This window comes from Halomonas sp., from assembly GCF_014859505.1.
In the GTDB taxonomy this organism is placed as follows: domain Bacteria; phylum Pseudomonadota; class Gammaproteobacteria; order Pseudomonadales; family Halomonadaceae; genus Halomonas.
In genome coordinates this window covers 1-1364 of the sequence record NZ_JACUUD010000264.1, presented here as the reverse complement: position 1 = coordinate 1364, position 1364 = coordinate 1, and the positions used below count along the sequence as shown (strand labels likewise).

General features: G+C 68.7%; 2 protein-coding genes. Both read right to left on the bottom strand.

Going from position 1 to position 1364, the window contains the following annotated elements:
• Positions 1-139: 139 nt before the first annotated feature.
• A complete protein-coding gene (gene moaA / locus IBX53_RS16135) occupies positions 140-1129 on the bottom strand; it encodes a GTP 3',8-cyclase MoaA (RefSeq protein ID WP_290911414.1) in 990 nt (329 codons plus the stop codon).
• Positions 1126-1364: putative zinc-binding protein (locus tag IBX53_RS16130; RefSeq protein WP_290911412.1), on the bottom strand; the 239-nt coding region annotated here is incomplete at its 5' end. The genes moaA and IBX53_RS16130, both read right to left, overlap by 4 nt.

The following is a 1364-nucleotide window of genomic DNA, read 5'->3' as shown; positions in this document are numbered from 1 at the left end:
GGGGCGGAGTGCTGGCCATGTGGCATCCTTGGGTCAGGACTAATGTCTATACAAACACAGTCTACCCGGGAGCGCCTCGCGCTTCACCCCTCCCCATGCACCTGGCAGTCAAGGGCATGAGGAAGGATGGCCTGCCGTCCTAACCGCCCGTCATGTTCATGAAGCGCACCACCTGGACCTCGCCGTCGGTGGTGAAGTGATGGCGCTCGGGCTTCCTGGTCATGGCAGCGACGATGGTGGCCTTGAGGCGCTCGGTGTCGCCGGGATGGCGGCGCAGCACGGCGCGCAGGTCCACCGAGTGCTCGTTGCCCAGGCAGAGCAGCAGGCGGCCCTCGGCGGTGACCCGCACCCGGTTGCAGGCGTCGCAGAAGTTGTGGCTGTGGGGCGAGATGAAACCGATCCGACTCTCGGAGTCCGCCATTCGGTAGTAGCGCGAGGGGCCCAGCGTCGTCTCGGTGGTGGGCACCAGGGCGTGGCGGGACTCGATGATCCCGCGCACCTCGTCGCTTCCGCAGAAGGTGGTGGCGCGGTCGTGGCCGATGGTCTGGCCCAGCGGCATCTCCTCGATGAAGCTGATGTCCACTCCCTCTGCGCGGGCGAACTCGACCAGGTCGAGCACCTCGTCGTCGTTGCGCCCCTTGAGGATCACGGCGTTGAGCTTGATGCGCACAAAGCCGGCCTCCCGGGCGGCGCGGATGCCGTCGATGACCTTCGCCAGGTCACCGGTGCGGGTCAGGGCGCGGAAGCGCGCCGGGTCCAGGGTGTCGAGGCTGATATTGAGACGCTCGAGGCCACCTGCGCGCAGGGCACGAGCGTGCCTGGCGAGGCCTGCACCGTTGGTGGTCATGGCGAAATCGCGCAACCCCGGGAGGGCCCCGACCTCGGCGACCAGGGTCTCGATGCCGCGCTTGACCAGTGGCTCGCCGCCGGTGAGGCGGATCTTCTCCACGCCCAGTTCCAGGAAGGCGCGGCACAGGGTGGCCATCTCCTCCAGGGTGAGCACCTGGGCGCGGGGCAGGAAGGTCATCTCCTCGGCCATGCAGTAGACGCAGCGGAAGTCGCAGCGGTCGGTGACCGAGAGGCGCAGGTAGCGGACGGTGCGGCCGAAGCCGTCGACAAGCGCGCTCATGTGGTCTGCTCCGCCACCCGGGACTCGGCGCCCATGGGCAGCCGGGCGATCAGCTCACCCACCTCGCTTGCCACCTCGGCGACGGTGGCCTCGTCGTAGCACTGGCCGCGGCGCTTGCGCAGGCCACGCTCGTAGAGCCTCACGTGTTCGGTGGGGGTGACGCCAGCGTTGGCCAGGCAGTGGCTGGCGCAGTGCATCTGGCAGCCATCGATGGCCACGATGGGCCGGCCGGAGC